The sequence below is a fragment of the Saccharothrix syringae genome, assembly GCF_009498035.1.
GTDB classification, from domain to species: Bacteria; Actinomycetota; Actinomycetes; order Mycobacteriales; family Pseudonocardiaceae; genus Actinosynnema; species Actinosynnema syringae.
In genome coordinates this window covers 3,676,980-3,692,458 of sequence record NZ_CP034550.1, presented here as the reverse complement: position 1 = coordinate 3,692,458, position 15,479 = coordinate 3,676,980, and the positions used below count along the sequence as shown (strand labels likewise).

14 protein-coding genes are annotated in these 15,479 nt (G+C 75.5%); 8 read left to right on the top strand and 6 right to left on the bottom strand.

From position 1 onward, the window contains the following. Nucleotides 1-256: 256 nt before the first annotated feature. The gene (locus EKG83_RS16405) at nucleotides 257-850 is read left to right on the top strand and encodes a flavodoxin family protein (protein ID WP_033431063.1); all 594 of its coding nucleotides are present in this window, start codon (nucleotides 257-259) and stop codon (nucleotides 848-850) included. A 338-nt stretch (nucleotides 851-1,188) separates the two neighbouring features. Here EKG83_RS16405 and EKG83_RS16400 read toward each other — a convergent pair whose 3' ends face one another. Genes EKG83_RS16400 through EKG83_RS16375 form a run of 6 tightly spaced genes read right to left on the bottom strand, consistent with a single transcriptional unit; the run spans nucleotide 1,189 to nucleotide 7,921 of the window. Then, nucleotides 1,189-2,139 carry an alpha/beta hydrolase gene (locus EKG83_RS16400; RefSeq protein WP_033430987.1) on the bottom strand — a complete coding sequence of 317 codons (951 nt, stop codon included), beginning with the start codon at nucleotides 2,137-2,139 and terminating at the stop codon, nucleotides 1,189-1,191. After that, on the bottom strand, nucleotides 2,136-2,567 hold the full coding sequence (locus EKG83_RS16395; RefSeq protein ID WP_211269084.1) for a lipocalin-like domain-containing protein: 432 nt from the start codon (nucleotides 2,565-2,567) through the stop codon (nucleotides 2,136-2,138). Before EKG83_RS16395 ends, EKG83_RS16400 begins: the two co-directional genes overlap by 4 nt. Beyond that, on the bottom strand, nucleotides 2,564-3,649 hold the full coding sequence (locus EKG83_RS16390) for a DUF6081 family protein (protein ID WP_153278161.1): 1,086 nt from the start codon (nucleotides 3,647-3,649) through the stop codon (nucleotides 2,564-2,566). Before EKG83_RS16390 ends, EKG83_RS16395 begins: the two co-directional genes overlap by 4 nt. Before the next feature lie 22 nt (nucleotides 3,650-3,671). Beyond that, entirely contained in the window at nucleotides 3,672-5,030 is a 1,359-nt protein-coding gene (locus EKG83_RS16385; protein WP_033430988.1) for an acetyl-CoA carboxylase biotin carboxylase subunit, read from the bottom strand. Between the two features lie 10 nt (nucleotides 5,031-5,040). Beyond that, nucleotides 5,041-6,741: an acetyl-CoA carboxylase carboxyl transferase subunit gene (locus tag EKG83_RS16380; RefSeq protein WP_051765701.1), complete on the bottom strand. Its 1,701-nt coding sequence runs from the start codon at nucleotides 6,739-6,741 to the stop codon at nucleotides 5,041-5,043. A 28-nt stretch (nucleotides 6,742-6,769) separates the two neighbouring features. Further along, nucleotides 6,770-7,921 (bottom strand): acyl-CoA dehydrogenase family protein, encoded by a 1,152-nt coding sequence (locus tag EKG83_RS16375; RefSeq protein ID WP_033430989.1) that lies wholly within the window; start codon nucleotides 7,919-7,921, stop codon nucleotides 6,770-6,772. Between the two features lie 273 nt (nucleotides 7,922-8,194). Between EKG83_RS16375 and EKG83_RS16370 the strand changes: the two genes are divergently transcribed. The 7 genes from EKG83_RS16370 (at nucleotide 8,195) to EKG83_RS16340 (ending at nucleotide 15,345) form a co-directional block, all read left to right on the top strand. After that, nucleotides 8,195-9,463: a beta-ketoacyl-[acyl-carrier-protein] synthase family protein gene (locus EKG83_RS16370; protein ID WP_033430990.1), complete on the top strand. Its 1,269-nt coding sequence runs from the start codon at nucleotides 8,195-8,197 to the stop codon at nucleotides 9,461-9,463. Then, entirely contained in the window at nucleotides 9,460-10,737 is a 1,278-nt protein-coding gene (locus EKG83_RS16365) for a ketosynthase chain-length factor (protein WP_051765703.1), read from the top strand. The genes EKG83_RS16370 and EKG83_RS16365 overlap by 4 nt, the downstream gene beginning before the upstream one ends. Further along, the gene (locus tag EKG83_RS16360; protein WP_033430991.1) at nucleotides 10,734-10,991 is read left to right on the top strand and encodes an acyl carrier protein; all 258 of its coding nucleotides are present in this window, start codon (nucleotides 10,734-10,736) and stop codon (nucleotides 10,989-10,991) included. Before EKG83_RS16365 ends, EKG83_RS16360 begins: the two co-directional genes overlap by 4 nt. Continuing rightward, a complete protein-coding gene (locus EKG83_RS16355; RefSeq protein ID WP_033430992.1) occupies nucleotides 10,988-11,935 on the top strand; it encodes an aromatase/cyclase in 948 nt (315 codons plus the stop codon). The genes EKG83_RS16360 and EKG83_RS16355 overlap by 4 nt, the downstream gene beginning before the upstream one ends. After that, nucleotides 11,932-12,852, top strand: a complete 921-nt coding sequence (locus tag EKG83_RS16350) for an MBL fold metallo-hydrolase (RefSeq protein ID WP_153278160.1) — start codon at nucleotides 11,932-11,934, stop codon at nucleotides 12,850-12,852. The genes EKG83_RS16355 and EKG83_RS16350 overlap by 4 nt, the downstream gene beginning before the upstream one ends. Continuing rightward, complete coding sequence (locus EKG83_RS16345) at nucleotides 12,840-13,358, top strand: flavin reductase family protein (RefSeq protein WP_228122638.1); 519 nt, start codon at nucleotides 12,840-12,842, stop codon at nucleotides 13,356-13,358. Before EKG83_RS16350 ends, EKG83_RS16345 begins: the two co-directional genes overlap by 13 nt. A 64-nt stretch (nucleotides 13,359-13,422) precedes the next feature. After that, nucleotides 13,423-15,345, top strand: a complete 1,923-nt coding sequence (locus tag EKG83_RS16340) for a flavin-containing monooxygenase (protein WP_033430993.1) — start codon at nucleotides 13,423-13,425, stop codon at nucleotides 15,343-15,345. Nucleotides 15,346-15,479 lie beyond the last annotated feature (134 nt).

The window sequence follows — 15,479 nt, the reverse complement described above, 5'->3', positions numbered from 1 at the left end:
ACCACTTCCGCCCGTCAGGTCGGCGATGGAAAAGAGGGCAAACGCGGGAGGATTTCCATTATCAATGGTGGGGCAGATCACATTATTCCACACCTGCCCGCCGATCGGGCAGGTCGAACTACCCGAAAGAATTGTTGAGTCCACCCGATCGGTTGAATAGCGTATCTACCGGCGATTGAGCGACCGCTGTCGCGCGCGCAGCGCCGCGCCCACCCGGCAGCGTCGCGCCAACCCGAACGAGCTGAACGGAGACACCATGTCCGAGTCCCAGGCGATGGTGGCCATCGCCTACCACAGTGGCTTCGGCCACACGGTTCGGCTCGCGGAGGCGGTCCGCGACGGGGCCGCCTCGGTGCCGGGCACCGGTGCCACCACCGTCAACGTCGACGGGATGACCGAGGAGCAGTGGGAACTGCTCGACGCGTCCGACGCGATCATCTTCGGCTCGCCCACCTACATGGGCTCGGCGAGCCCGGCGTTCCACACCTTCGCCTACGCCTCCGGCAAGCGCTGGGTCGAGCAGCGCTGGGCGGGCAAGGTCGCGGCCGGCTTCACCAACTCCAGCTCCAAGAGCGGGGACAAGCTGCACACCCTGCACTACTTCACCCTGCTGGCCGCGCAGCACGGTATGCACTGGGTGAACCTGGGGCTCATGCCGGGCTGGAACGAGAGCACCGCGTCCGAGAACGACCTCAACCGCCTCGGCGTCTGGCTGGGCGCCGCCGCCCAGTCCAACGGTGACGAGGCACCCGCGGAGATGAGCAAGTCCGACCTGCTCACCGCCTCCCACCTGGGCAAGCGGGTGGCCGAGCACGTGCAGCTGCTGCGCCGGGCCCGCCAGGCGGCCTGACGGGTGCCGGTACGACGGCGAGGTCCGGTGGGGCCCACTGTCCCCGGGGAGCGGGCAGTAACCCCGCCGGACCTCGCCGGTTCGGTCGATCCCGGCTCGGTCGATCCCGGCTCGGTCGACGGCCGTGCCCGTGGTGAGGCGCGGTCGCGCACCGCTCCGCCCGGTGTCGGTGTCGGTGTCGGACGAAGCCGCAACGGCAGGTGGTCCCCGACGAAGCCACACCGGCGAGCGGTGCCGGCAGGCAGTTCCAGTTCCGGGTCGGGCAGGGGAAGGCGTGTCCGAGGGGGCCCGCCGGACGTGCCTTCCCCTGCCCTCCACCCCGGTGCCCCGGGCCTCCCTCAACCGACCGCCAGCTCCCTGCGCAGAACTGCGATCTGGTCGGCCACCATGCGCCGGGACACGGCCGCGTGGGCGATCCCGATGGAGGCGTGGAAGGTTCCCGGGTAGTGCACCAGGTCCGTGGGCACCCCGGCCGCGATGAGCCTGAGCGCGTAGTCGATCCCCTCGTCCCGCAGCGGGTCGAACTCGCAGACGCCGACGAACGCGGGCGGCAGGCCGCGCAGGTCCTCCGCCCTGGCGGGCGCGGCGTAGCGGGACACCGCGCCGACGCCCGCACCGGACCAGCCGGACAGGTAGTGCTTCCAGCTCAGCAGCAGGTTGGCCCGGTCCAGCATCGGCGTGTCGGTGAAGGCCCGCGCCGACGCCGTCCCCACCCGGTCGTCCAGCTCGGGGAAGAGCAGGAACTGGTGGCGCACCGGCGGACCGCCCTGGTCGCGGGCCAGCAGGGCCAGCGCCGCGGCCAGCCCGCCGCCCGCGCTCAGGCCGCCGACGCCCACGCGGGCCGGGTCCACCCCGAGGTCGTGCGCCTGCCGCGCCACCCACACCAGGGTGGCGTAGCAGTCGTCCAGGGCGGCCGGGAACGGGTGCTCCGGGGCCAGCCGGTAGTCCGGCGACACCACGAGCGCGCCCACCAGCTCGGCGATGCGGGTGGCCTGGGTGGTGGCGGTGTCCAGGTCGCCGGTGACGAACCCGCCCCAGTGCGGGAAGACCAGCGCCGGGAGCCGCCCCGGCCGGTCCGCGGGCCGGTAGAGCCGCACCGGCACGGCCGGCGAGCCATCGTGGCCGGGGATGGTGCGGTCCTCCACCAGGACCGGCTCGGCGGGTTCGTAGCGCGGCTGCGCGGCCATCACCGCGCGCAACGCGTTGCGGGCGTCCACCGGGGCGCCGTAGTCCAGCGGCGCCATCCGCGGCGCGAACGGCGCCAGCTCGGGGTCGAACCGGTACGTCACGGCCGTCCTCCCCCGCCGACCCGGCGCCAGGTGAGCACCCGCCCGCGCGGCGCGCCGCCGAGCCGGGACACGCCCGCCAGGGTGAGCCGGTCGCCGTCCAGCTCGACGTCGCGGACCTGCGCGGTGCCCGGCAGGTGGGCGTGCGAGGCGACCAGCACGTCGTGCACCACCCGGTCGGTCCCGACGAGCCGCCAGGTCCCGGCGTAGCCCATGAAGGCCACCTCGGCACCCGGGGGCGCCGGTGCGCGCATCATGCTCACCGACACGTGGCCGTCGCGGGTGTAGATCAGCACGCCCTCGGGGGTCGGGCCCAGCGGGCCCTCGCCCGGCGGGGCGACGTCCGCGTAGCGCTCCAGCCGCCAGGTCCCGACCAGGTCGTCGGCGCGGACCGCGGTGCGCGGCCCGGCGCCCGCGCCACCGGCGGTCACGACGCGTCCCGGTCGCGGACCGGCAGGCTCGACACGACGTACCGGCGCACGCCCATCTCCGCGCCCTGCCCGAACAGCCGGCTGCCCGGCAGGCTCGCCTCGTCGCGGAAGACCTGGGGCGTGGGCGCGCCCAGCACCGGGTCGAAGTAGTGGTCGGGCGCCGTGGTGAGGCGCACCAGCCCGTCGCCGGAGCCGCTGCCGGGCGCCGCGGCGTCGAGGATGGTGAACATGCCCATGCCGCAGCTGAGCTGCCGCGGCCGGACCGTTTCCTCCACGCCGCCGTGGTCGAGCACGAGGTGCGCGCGGTCGGGGAGGCGGTGGCCGATGCGGTCGACGCGGAAGACCTCGCGGCCGTCGAGCACCCAGCGCGCCACGCCGGCGGCGCGGTCGTAGGCGATCTTGAAGTGGTGCCGGTCGGTCGGCGAGCGCCGGGCCACCGGCACGACGTGGAGGAAGGCGGCGTAATCACCCAGCGACCCGCGCAGGTGCGGCAGCCGCTCGTAGAACGCGTAGACCCGCTCGTCGCTGAGGAAGAAGTCGAACACGACGTCGGTCTCCACGTCCTGCACGGGCATCCCGACCGAGGCGAGCCGCAGGTCGTCCCGCGGGTTGGTCACCGCGTCGCCGAACGGGTGGGCCGCGGTGCCGTGGGTGCGCCCGGACATCCAGGTCTCGCACGCCAGCTCCTGGCCGGGTACGGCGTCGAAGCCCTGGTAGCCGGTGGAGGCCGTGTGGTTGGCGTAGGCCAGCCACTTGACGTGGTCCAGCGCGCCCGCGGGGTCGTCCTGGGGGACGGTGCCGGTGAACGCGGGCTCGCCGGTGGTCGGGTTGACCCCGCCCGCGACCACCCGCAGGCCGCCGCGCGGCGAGGTGGACACCACGCCGTCGTCGCCCACGAAGGAGCCGAGCGCCAGGTAGGACCACCGGGCGCCGGGGCCCTCGGCGTCGAAGCCGTGCGCGAAGTCGTCCCAGACGAGCCGGTACGGCGCGGGCCCGGTCGCGTGGGCGGGCGCGGCGGTGAGGGTGGCCATGACCGCGGTCACGGCGAGCAGCGACGCGGCGCGGCGGCGCGGACGTCTCATCGGGTTGCCTCCATCGGGCTGGTCAACGGTGGGGCCGCGCGGCCAGCAGCTCGTCGACCAGCGCGGTCGAGTGGGCCGCGGCCGCGAACTTCGGGTGTGCGAGCACCGCGTCGAGGAACTGGCCGGTGGTGCGGACGCGGGCGCCGTCGACCCGGAACTCCGCCAGGGCCCGGCGCATCCGGGCGATGGCCGCGTCGCGGTCGGGCGCCCACACGACGAGCTTGGCGAGCAGGGAGTCGTAGTCGGGCGGCACGGTGTAGCCGGCGTGCACGTGGGTGTCGACCCGGACGAACGGGCCGCCCGCGGGGACGAACCGCTCGATCAGCCCCGGTGTCGGGGCGAACCCGGCGGCGGGGTCCTCGGCGTTGATGCGGCACTCGATGGACACCCCGCGCGGGCGCACGTCGTCCTGGGCCAGCTCCAGCGGCAGGCCCGCGGCGATCCTGATCTGCTGCTGCACCAGGTCCACGCCGGTGACCATCTCGGTGACCGGGTGCTCGACCTGGATGCGGCAGTTGACCTCCATGAAGTAGTGCTCCCCCTCGGGGGACACCAGGAACTCGAAGGTGCCCGCGCCGACGTAGCCGGCGGCGACCGCGCCGGCCACCGCGGAGCGGCCCATCCGCTCGGCCAGGCCGGGCCGCAGGTCGGGCGCGGGGCTCTCCTCGATGAGCTTCTGGTGCCTGCGCTGCACCGAGCAGTCGCGCTCGCCGAGGTGGATGGCCCGGCCGCGGGTGTCGCAGAGCACCTGGACCTCGACGTGCCGGGCGTGTTCGAGGTACTTCTCGACGTAGAGGCGGCCGTCGCCGAAGACGGCCTGCGCGGTGGCGCGGGTGCGCCGGAAGTCGTCGACGAAGCGGTCCCGCTCGCGGACCACGGCCATGCCGCGGCCACCGCCGCCCGCCGACGCCTTGATGATCACCGGGTACCCGATGCGGTCCGCGAGCTCCAGCGCCTCCTCCACGTCGAGCGCGTCGGTGCTGCCGGGCAGCAGCTCCAGCCCGGCCCGGCGCATCAGGGCCCGCGCGGAGGTCTTGTCGCCGAGGACGGACATCACGCGCGCGGGCGGGCCGATCAGGGTGATGCCCGCGGCCTCGCACGCCTCGGCGAAGTCCGGTGACTCGGACAGGAAGCCGTAGCCGGGGTGGATGGCCTCCGCCCCGGTCTGGTCGGCGGCCTGGAGCACCGCGGCGGCGTTGAGGTAGCTGCGCGCGGGCTGCCCCGGTCCGATGTGGACGGCCTCGTCGGCCATGCGCACGACCGCGGAGTCGCGGTCCCTGGTCGAGTACACCGCCACGGACCGCACGCCCAGCTCGCGGCACGCGCGGGCGACCCGGACGGCGACCTCGCCGCGGTTGGCGATCAGCACCTTGTCGAACACGGCTGTCCCCCTACCCGGCGGAGCGGTGGTCGTCGGCGGACCCCGGCCCGGCGGCGCCGAAGCGCCGGAACCGGGCGTGCCGGTCGGCCACCAGCTCCCGCTCGTCGAGCGGGTCCAGCTCGGCGAGCACCCGGTCGAGCGCGCCGCGCAGCAGGTCCGCGGTGGCCGGCGGGTCGGCGCCGACGCCGCCCGGCGGCTCGGGGACCACGCCGTCGACGACGCCCAGCCGCAGCAGCTCGCGGGAGTCCAGCCGCAGGGCGCGGGCCGCGCGGGGTGCCGCCGCCGGGTCCTTCCACACGATCGCGGCGCAGCCCTCGGGGCTGATCACCGAGTACACGCCGCCGGAGAACACCAGGACCCGGTTGGCCACGGCCAGGCCGAGCGCGCCACCGCTGCCGCCCTCACCGGTGACGACGCTGACCACGGGCACCCGCAGGGAGGCCATCAGCCGCAGGTTCTCGGCGATGGCCACGGCCTGCCCCCGCTCCTCGGCGTCGGCGCCGGGGTGGGCGCCGGGGGTGTCGACCAGCGTGACCACGGGCAGGCCGAGCTTGTCGGCCAGCCGCATCAGCCGGGCCGCCTTGCGGTAGCCCGCCGGGGTGGCCATGCCGTAGTTGCGGCGGGCCAGGTCGGCGGGCGTGCGGCCCTTCTGGGTGCCGATCACCACCACCGGCCGCCCGGACAGCCGGGCGGTGCCGCCGACCACGGCCGGGCAGTCGGCGGACATGCGGTCGCCGTGCAGCTCCTGGAAGTCCTCGAAGGTCGCGGCCAGGTGGTCCAGGGTGGTCGGCCGGCTCAGGTCGCGCGCCCCGCGCACCTGCTCCCACGGGTCGCGCTCGGCCAGCAGGTCGGGATCGGTCACCACGGCGTCGGCGGTCGCGCCGGCGGTCGCGGGCCCGCCCCCCGCGGCGGCCCGCAGCAGCCTGCCCAGCTCGGCGCGCAGCCGGGGGCGGGGCACGATCATGTCGACGATCCCGTGCTCCAGCAGGAACTCGGCGGTCTGGAAGTCGTCGGGCAGCACCTGGCGGATGGTCTGCTCGATCACCCGGCGGCCGGCGAAACCGAGCCGCGCGCCGGGCTCGGCGACGATGACGTCGGCGAGCGTGGCGAAGGAGGCCGCGACCCCGCCGAAGGTGGGGTCGGTGACCAGCGAGATCGTCAGCACGCCCGCGCGGTCGAGCCGGCCCAGCGCCGCGCTGGTCTTGGCCATCTGCATCAGCGACAGGGCGCCCTCCTGCATCCGGGCGCCGCCGGAGGCGGACACCACCAGCAGCGGGGTGCGCTCGGCCAGCGCGGTCTCCGCGGCCAGGGTGATCAGCTCGCCGGTGGCGGTGCCGAGGCTGCCGCCGAGGAAGCCGAAGTCCATCGCCGCGATGACGACCGGGTTGCCCTCGATCGCCGCCCGGGCGCACAGCACGGCCTCGTCCAGGCCGGTGCGGGCGCGGGCCCTGGCCAGCCGCTCGGTGTAGGGGGTGGTGTCGACGAACCCGAGCGGGTCGTTGCCGCCCACGGCGAGTTCGAGCGGCGCGAACCGGCCGTCGTCGGCGAGCTGCCGGATCCGCTCGTGGGCGGTCAGCGGCTGGTGCCGGTGGCACTCCGGGCACACGCGCAGGTTGCGCGCCAGGCGCTTGGCGTAGATCGGCAACCGGCAGTCCGCGCACAGCACCCAGTCGGGGCCGGTGGCGGTGGGCCGGTCGGTGGTGGCCGTCATCGTGCTCTCCTCCTTCCGCGAGTGGCCGTCAGACCTCGATGACCTCGTGGGAGTACGCGACGGCCGCGGACTCCACCTGGAGCCCCTGGTGCCCGGCCAGGGAGTTGACGTCGCGCCAGAACCGCTGGACGGCGTTGCCCCGGGCCTGGCCGGTGGTGCCCACGCCGCGGAAGAGGCGGTTGACCACGGTGACCAGCGCGTCGGTGGCGACGGCGCAGTCGCGCCAGGCGCGCATGGTGTCCAGCCGGGTGATCGCCGGCCCGAGGTCGGCGGTGGCCGAGGCGCGGTCGAGCAGCATCTGCGCGGCGTCGATCTCGGCGGCGGAGCGGGCCAGCACCACGTCGTGGGCGGCGCGGTTGAACGTCGGCATCCCGGGCAGCGCCTGGACCGGGTTGCGGGCGGCGGCCGCGATCTTGGGCGTGACGTGGCCCAGCCACGCCTTGAGCGCACCGCGGGCGGCGCCGAGCGCGGGCGCGGCGAACATCGTGGTGGTGGCCTGCATGGGCACGGCGTAGCAGGGCGCGTCGACGGCCGCGGGCCGGCCGGTGAACAGGTCCTCGCGGCTCATGCTCCGCGCTTCGGGCACCACGACGCCGTCCACGATCAGCGTGTTGCTGCCGGTGCCGGCCATGCCCACGTTGAACCAGGTGTCCATGGTGCGGTACTGGGCGCGCGGCACGGCGAAGACCCGCGGCTGCGGGCCCTCGTCGGTCCGGGTCACCGCGGCCAGCAGCGCCCAGTCCGAGTGGTCGACGGCGCTGATGAACGGCCAGCGCCCGGACAGCCGGTAGCCGCCGTCGACGGGTTCGGCCGAGCCCAGCGGGGTCAGCGAGCCCACCAGCAGCGGGTCGGGGCCGTCGGCCCAGAGCTCGTCGAGGCCGGCGGCGGGCAGGTGCGCGGCCATCCGGGACATGTGCGCGGACAGCGAGGCGCACCACGCGGTGGCGGCGCACGCCTCGCCGAGCACGGCGACGGCGGTGGTCAGCTCGCGGAAGGTGCCCTGCCTGCCGCCGTGGCCGAGCGGCACGAAGTGGCGGGCGAAGCCGGCGTCGCGCACCGCCCGCACCACCTCGGGGGCGAGCTTGCGGTTCGCCTCGGCGTCCGCGGCGGACCGGGCGGCCACGGACGCGGCGTCGGCGGCCGCGTCGGGCAGCGCGGTGGCCGTCAGGGACTTGTCCATCCTGGCCATCTCCTCGGCATCGGGGTGCGTGGGTCGGCACGGCGGTGCGGTGCCTCGGCCACCGTGGTCGCCGCCGGTCGAACTCGGCTCGACATCGGCTGAAAGCCGTTCGGGACCGGTTCAGGAGCGGCCTTCGACCCGAGTTCGAGGCCGCCGGGCGACGCTCGTCGCCGTCACCGCGGGACCTCGTGCCCCGACCGGTGACGCCACTCGACGGAAGGGACTTGCTGCAATGGTGAGCCTGGCGGCTTCGCCGCTCCCCGGCGGTGCCCGGTGACCCGCCGCGTCGTGATCACCGGGATCGGCGTGCGCACCGCGGGCGGCAACGGCGTCGCCGCGTTCTGGGACCTGATGACCTCGGGTCGGTCCGCCACCCGGCGGATCACCTTCTTCGACCCGTCGCCCTACCGCTCGCGGGTCGCGGCGGAGGCCGACTTCGACGCGGCCGCGGAGGGCCTGACGCCCACCGAGGTCCGCCGCATGGACCGGGCCTCGCAGTTCGCCGTGGTGTGCGCGCGGGAGGCGGTGGTCGACAGCGGCCTGGACTTCGGCGCGCTGGACCCGACGCGCGTCGGGGTCAGCCTGGGCAGCGCGGTGGCCGCGGCCACCAGCCTGGAGCAGGAGTACCTGGTGCTGTCCGACAGCGGGCGGAACTGGCTGGTGGACGACGCCTACCTGTCGCCGCACATGTTCGACTACCTGGTCCCCAGCGTGATGCCCGCCGAGGTGGCGTGGACCGTCGGCGCGGAGGGGCCGGTGACCATGGTGTCCAACGGCTGCACGTCCGGCCTGGACTCGGTCGGCCACGCGGTGCAGCTGATCCGCGAGGGCAGCGCCGACGTGGCGCTGGCCGGGGCGTCGGACACCCCGATCACCCCGATCGTGGTCGCCTGCTTCGACGCGATCAAGGCCACCACGACCCGCAACGACGACCCCGGGCACGCGTCCCGGCCCTTCGACGGCTCGCGCGACGGCTTCGTGCTCGCCGAGGGCGCCGCGGTGTTCGTGCTGGAGGAGCTGGAGTCGGCCCGGCGGCGCGGCGCGCACGTCTACGCCGAGGTCGGCGGCTACGCCACGCGCTGCAACGCCTACCACATGACCGGCCTGAAGGCGGACGGCCGGGAGATGGCCGAGGCCATCCGCAACGCGCTGGCGCAGGCCCGGTTGGACCCGACCGCGGTCGACTACGTCAACGCGCACGGCTCGGGCACCAAGCAGAACGACCGCCACGAGACCGCCGCGTACAAGCGCAGCCTGGGCGACCACGCCTACCGGACGCCGGTCAGCTCCATCAAGTCGATGGTCGGCCACTCGCTGGGCGCGATCGGCTCGATCGAGATCGCCGCGTCCGTGCTGGCCATCGAGCACGGCGTGGTGCCGCCGACGGCCAACCTGCGCGAGCGCGACCCCGAGTGCGACCTGGACTACGTGCCGCTGGAGGCCCGCGAGCGGCGGGTGGACACCGTGCTGAGCGTGGGCAGCGGCTTCGGCGGCTTCCAGAGCGCGATGGTGCTGCACCGGCCCGGGGTGGTGGCGCGATGAGCGCGTACGTGACCGGCATGGGCGTGCTGGCGCCCAACGGCGCCGGCCTGGAGCAGTTCTGGCAGGCCACCCTGGACGGGCGCGCCGGCATCCGGGAGCTGACCCGGTTCGACGCCTCCCGCTACCCCTCCCGGCTCGCCGGGCAGGTCGAGGGCTTCGACCCGGCCGCGCACCTGCCGGGCAGGCTGCTGCCGCAGACCGACGTCTCCACCCGGTTCGCCCTGGTGGCCGCCGACTGGGCGCTGGCCGACGCCAAGATCGAGGCGGGCGCGTTCACCGACTACGAGATGGGCGTGGTGACCTCCAACGCCTCCGGCGGGTTCGAGTTCACCCACCGGGAGTTCCACAAGCTGTGGTCGCGGGGACCGAGGTCGGTCAGCGTGTACGAGTCGTTCGCCTGGTTCTACGCGGTGAACACCGGCCAGATCTCCATCCGCAACGAGCTGCGCGGGCCCAGCAGCGCCCTGGTCGCCGAGCAGGCGGGCGGCCTCGACGCCCTGGGCCACGCCCGCCGCACCGTGCGCGCGGGCACCCCGGTGGTGGTCACCGGCGGGGTGGACTCGGCGCTGGACCCGTGGGGCTGGGTGGCGCAGCTGGCGAGCGGCCGGGTCAGCCGGGCCACCGACCCGGCGCGGGCCTACCTGCCGTTCGACGACTCGGCCCGCGGGTACGTGCCCGGCGAGGGCGGCGCGATCCTGGTGGTGGAGGACCCGGCCGCGGCCCGCGCGCGGGGCGCGCACCGGGTGTACGGCGAGATCGCCGGCTACGCCTCGACCTTCGACCCGCCGCCCGGTTCGCCGCGCCCGCCGGGCCTCGCCCGGGCCGCGCGGCTGGCGCTGGCCGACGCGGGCGTCCAACCGGGCGAGGTCGACGTGGTCTTCGCCGACGCCGCCGGCGTGCCGGAGCTGGACCTGGCCGAGGCCGCCGCCGTCACCGGGCTGTTCGGCCCGCACGGGGTGCCGGTCGCCGCGCCCAAGGCGCTGTTCGGGCGGCTGTACTCCGGCGGCGGTCCGGTGGACGTCGCCACCGCGCTGCTGTCCATCCGCGACGGCGTGATCCCGCCGACCGCGGCGGCGGCGCGGGCCGCCGAGCGGTACGGCGTCGACCTCGTCGGCCCGGCCCCGCGCCCCGCCCGCGTCACGACCGCGCTGGTGCTCGCCCGCGGCAAGTGGGGGTTCAACTCGGCCGTCGTCGTGCGCGCCGTCCCGACCGCACCCGCTACGACCGCGCCCACCCGCGACCGCACCCGTCCCGATCAGGAGGAGCTGACATGAGCAAGATGACCGTCCACGACCTGCACCGCATCCTCGTCCAGTGCGCCGGCGAGGCCGAGCAGGGCGTGCTGGGCGCCGACGCGCTGGACCGGGACTTCGACGACCTCGGCTACGACTCGCTGGCGCTGATGGAGACCGCCGCCCAGATCGCCAAGGAGTACGGCGTGGAGATCTCCGACGAGCGGGTCGCCGAGCTGCGCACCCCGCGCGAGGTGCTGGCCGTGGTCAACGGCGACGAGCTGGAGCGGGGATGAGCGGGGCGCCGCAGCGCAGCACCGCGCACACCCGCGTGGTCGACGCGCCGGCCGCGGCGGTCTACGACCTGGTGGCCACCGTGTCGCGGTGGCCCGCGGTGTTCGGGCCGACCGTGCACGTCGACCTGCTGGAGCACGACGGCACCAGCGAGCGGTTCCGGCTCTGGGCCACGCTCAACGGCGAGGTCAGGAACTGGACCTCGCGGCGCACCCTGGACCGCGACCGGCTGCGCATCGGGTTCCGGCAGGAGCACGGCCGGGCGCCGGTGCTGGCCATGAGCGGCCACTGGCGGTTCCGCCCGCTCGACGGCGGGCGCACCGAGGTCGAGCTGGGCCACACCTTCTCCGCCGAGGACGAGGAGCGGCTGGAGCTGGTGACCGCGGCGGTGGACCACAACAGCACCGCGGAGCTGGCCGCGCTCGACCGCGTCGCGGGCCAGGGCCACCCGGTCGAGCAGGTGGTGTTCTCCTTCACCGACGAGGTGGCCCTCGACGGCGAGCCGTGGGCCGCCTACCAGTTCGTCGCCAGGTCCGACCGCTGGCCGCACGTGCTGCCGCACGTGCGGCGGGTCGCGCTGGCCGAGCACCCGGACGGGGTGCAGGACATGGAGATGGACACCGTCACCGTCGACGGCGGGGTGCACCGGACCCGGTCCGTGCGGCTGTGCCTGCCGCCGGACCGGATCGTCTACAAGCAGCTGGTGCCGCCCGCGCTGCTGCTGGGCCACAGCGGGTCGTGGACCTTCCGCGACGGCCCCGGCGGGCCCACCGCGGTGGCCACCCACACCGTGGCGGTCGACGTCGCCGCCGTGCCGGGGGTGCTGGGCGCGGGCAAGACCCTCTCCGACGCGCGCGGTTACCTGCGCGCGGCGCTCGGCGCGAACAGCCGGGCCACGCTCGGGTACGCCGCGCGGGCCGCGGCGTCGACCGGGTCCGGGTCGTGAGCCCGGCGACGACCACCGACGCGGCCCTGGTCGAGGTCGCCGAGGACGTCTACGCCTACACGCAGCTGCCGGGCGGCTGGTGCGTGAGCAACGCGGGCGTGGTGGCCGGGTCGGACGGCGTGCTGGTCGTCGACACCCTGGCCACCGAGCACCGGGCGCGGCGGCTGCGGGCGGCCGTGGACGGGCTGCGGGCGGGTCCGCGGCGCACCGTGGTCAACACCCACCACCACGGCGACCACAACTTCGGCAACCGCGTGTTCGGCCCGGGCGCCGCGATCGTGGCCCACGAGGCGGCGCGCACCGAGATGGCCGCGACCGGCCTGGCGCTCACCGGGCTGTGGCCGGACGTGGCGTGGGGCGAGGTGGCGGTGACCCTGCCGACCACCACCTTCGCCGACCGGCTCACCGTGCACGTGGGCGGGCGGGCGGTCCGGCTGCTGCACGTGGGGCCCGCGCACACCACCAACGACGTGGTGGCCTGGCTCCCCGAGGACCGCGTGCTGTTCGCGGGCGACGTGGTGCTCTCGGGCGCGACGCCGTTCAGCCTGATGGGCTCGGTGGCGGGCACGCTGGCCGCGATCGAGCGGCTGCGCGACCTCGGCGCGCGCACCGTGGTGTGCGGCCACGGCCCGGTGGCGGGCCCGGAGGTGTTCGACGAGAACGCCGCCTACCTGCGGTGGGTGCAGCGCCTGGCGGCCGACGGCGTCGCCGCGGGGCTGCGACCGCTGGAGGTCGCGGCCGAGGCGGGGCCCGGCGAGTTCGGCCACCTGCTCGACCCCGAGCGGGTCGTGGGGAACCTGCACCGCGCCTACGCCGAGGTCGAGGGCGGCCCGCTCGGCCGGCCGCTCGACGTGGTGTCGGTGTTCGGGGAGATGGTGGCCCACAACGACGGGCGGTTGCCGACGTGCCTGGCCTGAACCGGGAGCGCGTCGACCCGGCCGACTTCCGCGACGCCATGGCCCGGTTCCCGACCGGGGTGGCCGTGGTGACCGCCCGCGACGAGGCGGGCGAGCCGCACGGCATGACGGTCAGCTCGTTCTGCTCGGTGTCGCTGGAACCGCCCCTGGTGCTGGTGTGCCTGGCCAGGACGGCCCGCAGCTTCCCGGTGTTCGCCCGCCGCCCGCGGTTCGCGGTCAGCGTGCTGCGCGACCACCACGCCGCCCTGGCGGTGCGGTTCGCCCGCCGGGGCGCGGACAAGTTCACCGGCGGCGGGCTGCGGGTCACGCCGAGCGGCGCGGTCGTGGTCGAGGACGCGCTGGCGGTGCTGGAGTGCGCCGCGGACGGCACCCACGACGGCGGCGACCACCTGATCCTGGTCGGCCGGGTCGAGCGGCTGGCGCTGGCCGCGCAGCCGGGTCCGCCGGCCGTGTACTTCGACCGCGCGTTCGGCACCGTGGCTCGGTCGACCGGGTCCGCGCCGTGACGCGACCGGGTCCGCGCCGCGGCGCGGGCGCACCGAGACCACTCCCGTGACGCTGGAGGCACCGATGACCCTGGACCCGACGCCGCTGCCCATCACCGCCGACGACGACGAGCTGCGCCGCCACCTGGCCCACGCCGAGGTGCCCGCGCTGCTGCTGACCGTGGCCCACCTGACCGGGGACACCTCGGTGCTGCCCGACGACCGGCGCGAGCCCGGCTGGCTGTTCGCGCCGCAGGGCGGGCTCACGCCCGCGCAGCAGGAGCGGGCGCGGGAGGTGGCGCTGCGCGTGCTGGCCGCCCACCGCGACGGCGGCCGTGCCGCACCGCCGGCACCGGACCCGGGGCTGCTGCGCGCGCTCACCACCTGGGCGATGGGCGGCGACACCACGGAGCTGGTGCCGCTGCTGGCCGAGGAGGTCACCGCGCCGGGCGCGGACCCGAGGGCACCCGGCTGGACCGCGGCGGAGCTGGCCCCCGGCGCGGCGGTGCCGAGGGTGGTCGTCATCGGCGCCGGTCCGAGCGGCCTGCTGGTCGGCCACCGGCTGGCGCAGGCCGGGGTGCCGTTCGTGATCCACGAGAAGAACCCGGACGTCGGCGGCACGTGGTTCGACAACACCTACCCCGGCTGCCGGATCGACGTGGCCAGCAGGCTCTACGACTACTCGTTCGCGCCGCGGTCGGACTGGCCGGACCACTTCTGCACCCGCGACGAGGTGCTGCGCTACTTCCGCCGCTTCGCCCGCGACACCGGCGTCGCCGGGCACGTCCGCTTCCGGTCGGAGGTCGTCGCCGCCGCGTGGGACGACCGCGCCTCGCGCTGGCGGCTGACCGTGCGCACGCCGCGGGGCGTCACCGAGGAGGAGTGCGACGTGCTGGTCAGCGCCGTGGGCCAGCTCAACCGGCCGCGGCTGCCCGACGTGCCCGGCCGGGACGAGTTCGCCGGTCCCGCGTTCCACACCGCCCGGTGGGACCACTCGGTGGACCTGCGGGGCAAGCGGGTCGCCGTGGTCGGCACCGGGGCCAGCGCCTTCCAGGTGGTGCCCGAGATCGCCCCGGAGGTGGCCGGGCTGGTGGTGTTCCAGCGCAACCCGCCGTGGCTGCGGCCGACCCCGCACTACCGCGCGCCGATGTCCGACAGCGCCCGGTGGCTGCGCGAGCACGTGCCGTTCTACGCCCGCTGGGAGCGCTTCTGGCTGTTCGCCCCGGGGCTGCGCGGCATCCTGGAGAACTGGGTCGTCGACCACGGCCACCCGCCCACCGAGCGGGCGGTGTCGGCGCCCAACGAGGCGATGCGCGCGGCCCTGGAGGCGGCCATGCGGGCCCAGCTCGCCGACGCGCCGCCGGAGCTGGCCGAGGCGGTGCTGCCGCGGTACCCGGTGGGCGCCAAGCGGGTGCTGCGCGACGACGGCCGCTGGATCGCGACCCTCAAGCGGGACGACGTCCGGCTGGTCACCGAGCCCGTCCGGCGGGTCACGCCGGGCGGCGTGGTGGCCGGCGGGGTCGAGCACGAGGTCGACGTCATCGTCTACGCCACCGGGTTCCGGGCCTCGGAGTTCCTGGCGCCGATGCGGGTGACCGGCCGCGGCGGGGTCGACCTGCACGGCGCGTGGAACGGCGTGCCCAGGGCGTACCTGGGCCTGACCGTGCCGGGGTTCCCGAACCTGTTCTGCCTGTACGGCCCGAACACCAACCTGGTCGGGCAGGGCGGCAGCATCGTCTACTTCTCCGAGTGCGCGGCCCGGTACGTGCTCGACGCGGTGCGCCTGCTGCTGACGCGGGGCAGGAAGGCGCTGGAGGTCCGCAAGGACGTGCACGACGACTACAACGCCTGGGTCGACGAGGGCAACGCCAATCGCGCCTGGGGCTGGTCGAAGGTCGGCGGTTGGTACAACGAGGGCGGCCGCTCGGCCCCGAACTGGCCCTACTCGGCCCACGAGTACTGGCGGCGCACGCGCCGCGTGGATCCCGCCGACTACGAGCTGTCCTGATCGGACCACCCGTCCGGGGCTGCCCGGACCACGATCCCCCGACCGCGTCCGTCCTGTGTGGACGAAGTGGTCGGGACAACCCGCGCACACCCCCCGCGACCGGGTCGCCGCCACGGCCCGGTCACGGCGGCGCG

Coding starts and splice junctions, on each gene's coding strand:
- EKG83_RS16405 (WP_033431063.1), top strand. CDS start 257: ATGTCCGAGTCCCAGGCGATGGTGGCCATCGCCTACCACAGTGGCTTC.
- EKG83_RS16390 (WP_153278161.1), bottom strand. CDS start 3,649: ATGAGACGTCCGCGCCGCCGCGCCGCGTCGCTGCTCGCCGTGACCGCG.
- EKG83_RS16380 (WP_051765701.1), bottom strand. CDS start 6,741: ATGACGGCCACCACCGACCGGCCCACCGCCACCGGCCCCGACTGGGTG.
- EKG83_RS16375 (WP_033430989.1), bottom strand. CDS start 7,921: ATGGACAAGTCCCTGACGGCCACCGCGCTGCCCGACGCGGCCGCCGAC.
- EKG83_RS16365 (WP_051765703.1), top strand. CDS start 9,460: ATGAGCGCGTACGTGACCGGCATGGGCGTGCTGGCGCCCAACGGCGCC.
- EKG83_RS16360 (WP_033430991.1), top strand. CDS start 10,734: ATGAGCAAGATGACCGTCCACGACCTGCACCGCATCCTCGTCCAGTGC.
- EKG83_RS16355 (WP_033430992.1), top strand. CDS start 10,988: ATGAGCGGGGCGCCGCAGCGCAGCACCGCGCACACCCGCGTGGTCGAC.
- EKG83_RS16340 (WP_033430993.1), top strand. CDS start 13,423: ATGACCCTGGACCCGACGCCGCTGCCCATCACCGCCGACGACGACGAG.